Origin of the sequence: Rodentibacter trehalosifermentans (assembly GCF_002000545.1) — a bacterium.
Taxonomy (GTDB): Bacteria; Pseudomonadota; Gammaproteobacteria; order Enterobacterales; family Pasteurellaceae; genus Rodentibacter; species Rodentibacter trehalosifermentans.
The window spans coordinates 1-4,078 of the sequence record NZ_MLHL01000048.1 but is presented as its reverse complement, the minus strand read 5'-3'; the positions used below and the strand labels follow the sequence as shown (position 1 = coordinate 4,078).

At 38.5% G+C, this 4,078-nt stretch carries 6 protein-coding genes and 1 pseudogene; 1 reads left to right on the top strand and 6 read right to left on the bottom strand.

Features of this window, described 5'->3' with window-relative positions:
* Positions 1-168: pseudogene (locus BKK52_RS08745) on the top strand (IS1595 family transposase); the annotation flags it as partial.
* A gap of 7 nt (positions 169-175) precedes the next feature.
* Here the strand turns inward: BKK52_RS08745 and BKK52_RS08740 are convergent.
* The 6 genes from BKK52_RS08740 to BKK52_RS08720 all read right to left on the bottom strand — a co-directional run bounded on the left by BKK52_RS08740 (position 176) and on the right by BKK52_RS08720 (position 3,753).
* Positions 176-841, bottom strand: a complete 666-nt coding sequence (locus BKK52_RS08740) for a phage baseplate protein (RefSeq protein ID WP_077478523.1) — start codon at positions 839-841, stop codon at positions 176-178.
* 22 nt (positions 842-863) lie between these two features.
* Positions 864-1,025 (bottom strand): hypothetical protein, encoded by a 162-nt coding sequence (locus tag BKK52_RS13525; RefSeq protein WP_158076041.1) that lies wholly within the window; start codon positions 1,023-1,025, stop codon positions 864-866.
* Between the two features lie 96 nt (positions 1,026-1,121).
* Positions 1,122-1,640 carry a Rha family transcriptional regulator gene (locus BKK52_RS08735; protein WP_077474820.1) on the bottom strand — a complete coding sequence of 173 codons (519 nt, stop codon included), beginning with the start codon at positions 1,638-1,640 and terminating at the stop codon, positions 1,122-1,124.
* A 129-nt stretch (positions 1,641-1,769) separates the two neighbouring features.
* Positions 1,770-2,654: a phage antirepressor N-terminal domain-containing protein gene (locus BKK52_RS08730; RefSeq protein WP_077478522.1), complete on the bottom strand. Its 885-nt coding sequence runs from the start codon at positions 2,652-2,654 to the stop codon at positions 1,770-1,772.
* Positions 2,655-3,044: 390 nt separating this feature from the next.
* Positions 3,045-3,557, bottom strand: coding sequence for a DUF2335 domain-containing protein (locus BKK52_RS08725; RefSeq protein WP_077474818.1), 513 nt, complete (start codon positions 3,555-3,557; stop codon positions 3,045-3,047).
* Complete coding sequence (locus BKK52_RS08720; protein ID WP_077474817.1) at positions 3,541-3,753, bottom strand: hypothetical protein; 213 nt, start codon at positions 3,751-3,753, stop codon at positions 3,541-3,543. The genes BKK52_RS08725 and BKK52_RS08720 overlap by 17 nt, the downstream gene beginning before the upstream one ends.
* Positions 3,754-4,078 lie beyond the last annotated feature (325 nt).

Genomic DNA, 4,078 nt, shown 5'->3' with positions numbered 1-4,078 from the left:
ATTAACGGCATTGAAAATTTTTGGAGCCAAGCCAAGCGGATACTCCGAAAATATAATGGAATCGACCGAAAAAATTTTCCCTTATTCTTGAAGGAATGTGAATTTCGGTTTAACTTTGGAACACCAAAAGAGCAACTTAAAATGTTGCGAAAATGGTGTGGAATTTAGGGCTAATCTACGTCAGCCCCTTTTTTTTAACTTCACTAACAGAGTCTTTTATAAACTCCATAATACCTTTATCAGAAATTTCCTTCAGGATTGACTTATTGCTATCAGCCTGTATCTCTTTTGTTGAAATTGATCCACTTTGACTTTCTGCAGAAGATTCCGGCATTTTCGTTTCCGTGTACTGCACTTCTACTTCCCGCACTTCTTGAAGGTGAATATTCGCCTTAATCATTCTTGCCCCATCGCCGGCAGAGCGTGCATAATCATAGCTGGTAATATTACAATTCGGATAAATCGCTTCCGGTGTTATCACCATGAACAAATCCGTACTGTTCGCAAATGTATCAAGCAAAGCTAAAAATGCACCACGCTCCATCACACCACCGCTTGCTTTTGTCATCACCACATCAACCGCATAAGGTTCTGCCACTTTGTTATAACTGGCAAATGACCCTTTCTCAGTTGGCGCATCAGAAATCTTTGAACGGTTTTGAAATTTAACGGAGCTCACATTGTCAGCAAGTAAAAGAGGGATTCCGTTTTGATCGAAAATCCCCCAATAGTTTCCAAAAAATTGATTAATGAGCTGCGAACCACCGAATTTGATCGCCGCATCACCGATATTCTTAGGCAATCCCGGTACACTCGGCACGCCGATTGAACTCCAAGACATAATGACTCCTATTAAATTTTCTTCATTTTAGTACTCTAATTAAATTAGCGATGGCGTTTAATAATTTAGGGAAAACAAATACTAAGATAGGAATTGTCACTGCAAAAGTTATTTGCCATAAACCATATTCCATAATTAACTCCTTGAGTAATTGAGTGATAACGTTTAAAATATCGCCATTCATATAAATACCTAGTTTATGTGTTTAAAAGAAAACCCTGAGCATTGCCGTGTTCGGGGTTTTGTTTTTTAGATAAAAAAACCGCACATAAAAGTGCGGTCAATTCAATAACGGTAATTCAACTTGTAATTTATCTTCAAATACTTTTAATGTCGCCTCTAGGTACGGCTTTTTGTCTTTCCATTGATTGAGCCCTTTTCCACATAGACTGGCAAATTGTTTTTCAGCTTTATGTTCGCCTAATGCTTGATAGTATTGCTCAAGCAATGTCATTCCATTTTGTGCTAACTGTTCTTGCATAAAATTAAAGGCTTTAATGTAGGCAATTTTAATCGCCATCGCTTTCTTGGTTTTATACCCCATCACCAATAACAAAAAGCCGTCTTTGGTCATCTCAAACATTGGGCGTTTTTCGCCTTTTTTATCGATATATTCAACGAGACCAAAATTGGTCCGGTTAAATTCATCATCTCCTGCCTCTAAGATTTCACGAATATCACGCATAACGTGTTTATGATATTTACCAAACACTTTCGCCACCGTTTCAGATGTGGTAATCGTTTTGGAATCTTTGTTTTGTACAAACTGTTTAAAGTTTTCAGGATTAGCAAGTTGCATAATATTCTCCTCTGCTAGTTTTTAGATAATAAAAAACCCCGAGAAATGACTTTCTCAGGGTTATTTAGGGTGAAGAAAACCGCCGCACGGTTTTCACGAGGAAAAGTGCGGTCGGCTTTTAGTTAATTTTTACAGAATATCGAGTTGAAATCCGCTTTTCTTCGGATTGTAGGCTCGTAAGTATTTTAATACTCGCCAGTTGCTACTTGGCTCACAGGCAAATTGTTCTGTAATTCGGTTTAATGTGTTCTGCGATTGACGTATGGTGTAGTTGTACTCAACCCCTAAATCACGCACCGTAGCGGCGTAGCTCGAGCCAATTTGTCGCAATGCAGGATAAAGCACTTGGCACATTTCAGCACAGCGGAGTAAGGCGAACCATGTCCATACAAGCTGTTGAAGTTCGTGTTCGGTAAATTCAAAAGAATAATGCTCATTTTTCTTCGGCTCAATCCATTCCCCCTCAAGAGCGATTTTATGCACATATTCCACCGCCATTCCAATCTGTTCCGGTGTGAGTTCGTCAATGTGTTCAACATTAAAACGCTGATGAATGAGTGAATAAGCCTCTGAATAGATTAATCCTTTCTTACTCACTAACGCACTTACCGCTTGTCTTAATCCTGTTCTTTCGTCTGTGGTTGTTTTACGTTCGGCTTTGCCTTTTATCCAATAATCCGCTAATGCTTTGTAGCACTCTTTTTTGTACATAATTAGCGTGTCTCGGATTTCAGGTTTTACCCGTTTCACATCAATTCCAAATAACCAACCATTTAGGTAGTCGATTGGGAGACAAAGCATTTGCTGCTCTCCGCCATTTGTAGGTGTTGTTATTATAACAATGGTTGAATTTAACACTTCATCACGTTGAATACGTTGGCGTTGTCCGTCCCAGTTTAAGCCGATGTTTTCGCAGATCGGCTTCATTGCTACATATTGCAGATTATCTTGTTCAAATGTAATTAAGGTTTGGTTGTGAAATTGAACTGTTGAAACTTGAGTTGATTGAGACATAGTCTGCTCCTTACTGTTGTTTTTTTCGAAATTTAAAGGTGCGGTTATGATAACCGTAGCTTTGTTGAGGGTGTCGAGTGGTTCGAAAACCGCAGTAAGTCGGCTGGGATTATTCCCCTTTCGGGTGTTGTATTCTCCGCCCACTCGACATAGATAAATTTTAGGTATGCACAACCAAAATTCGTAGGAAGAGAGAAAAGAGATCACGAATTTTACGCATAAAAAAACCGCTATGCTATCGGGTGCGGATTTCCGCTTACTGTTTAAGGCTTCGACACCTTAATTAGGATAATACAAAAAAGCCCCATTGATTGCAATAGGGCTTTTGAAATTTTAGTAAGTTGCAATATTAGAGCACCAATTTAAATCACATATTGAATTTATGAGAGTTTATTCCTTATTTCTTTTACCATAAATAAGCGCAGTAACAATCCCCACCAGTCCCGCACCCATTAATAGTGCTGCGCTTGTCGTATCACCTAGAATAGCTAACAGTGCAGACAAAGCAGTAAATAAAGTAATAACAGCAAGTGAAATCCATTGCCCACGTTTGATAACATCAATTTCATCCTGCCCTTGTTTGAGACGAACATCATTCTGTGCCAATTCCTGATCACGTTGTTCTAACTGTTTACGGCGATCTGCATGATTAGCATCCTGTTCCTTTTCTGCCATCATCATAATGCGGTTTGCTCCATCGGGGATAACCTCATTATACTTTGCAACTTCTGAAGCCATTGGAAGCGGGCCAGAATGGCTAATTTGTTGCTGAACCATAATAGACAAAACACCAGCAACTTCTGGTGTTTGTACTAATTTTTCAAGTAACTTTGGATCTTTAGCAACAGTCTCAATGAGTTCTTGTTCCTGACTCTCTTCTAAATTATTAGTTTCTTTGCTCATGGGCTTCCTTTGCTTTTGCTAATGAACTTCGCACATACCCACCAACGTTATGCCAATATTGATTAATATTTTGAGATGCATTTGGAACATTAAATTTTGATACATCAGATAGCTTAGCACTAGATACCGTCGGTGCAATAGATAAAACAGACCCGATCCCTAATGCAAGGCTGATACAAGGTGTCGTTTTACGCATTATTTTTCTCCCCAAAAATCATAAAAAGTATGATTCCCCTAGGATCATATCAAAATTTGTTTCAAATGAAAAAAGAATTTATCAATTATCTTGCTAAATATCTTTGGGAGTTAAACCTATCTTTGCGTAAACACTCGCTCCCAAGCCTTAGGCGGCTCTTTTCAGTATGTTCCGGGTGGTGCGTAAACAAAAAAGCCCAGTTTTTATCAACTGGGCCTATTAATTCATTGTGTAATTTAATATTTGGGGCTGACGTAGATTAGCTAGTATGTTAGTCTACAAAAATGAAGATAACTCATTGTAAATTAAAAAATCTATCCAGAAA

Excerpts from the sequence above, each read along its gene's own strand:
- BKK52_RS08735 (WP_077474820.1), bottom strand. The coding sequence starts at position 1,640 with ATGCAACTTGCTAATCCTGAAAACTTTAAACAGTTTGTACAAAACAAA.
- BKK52_RS08725 (WP_077474818.1), bottom strand. The coding sequence starts at position 3,557 with ATGAGCAAAGAAACTAATAATTTAGAAGAGAGTCAGGAACAAGAACTC.
- BKK52_RS08740 (WP_077478523.1), bottom strand. The coding sequence starts at position 841 with ATGTCTTGGAGTTCAATCGGCGTGCCGAGTGTACCGGGATTGCCTAAG.
- BKK52_RS13525 (WP_158076041.1), bottom strand. The coding sequence starts at position 1,025 with ATGAATGGCGATATTTTAAACGTTATCACTCAATTACTCAAGGAGTTA.
- BKK52_RS08730 (WP_077478522.1), bottom strand. The coding sequence starts at position 2,654 with ATGTCTCAATCAACTCAAGTTTCAACAGTTCAATTTCACAACCAAACC.
- BKK52_RS08720 (WP_077474817.1), bottom strand. The coding sequence starts at position 3,753 with ATGCGTAAAACGACACCTTGTATCAGCCTTGCATTAGGGATCGGGTCT.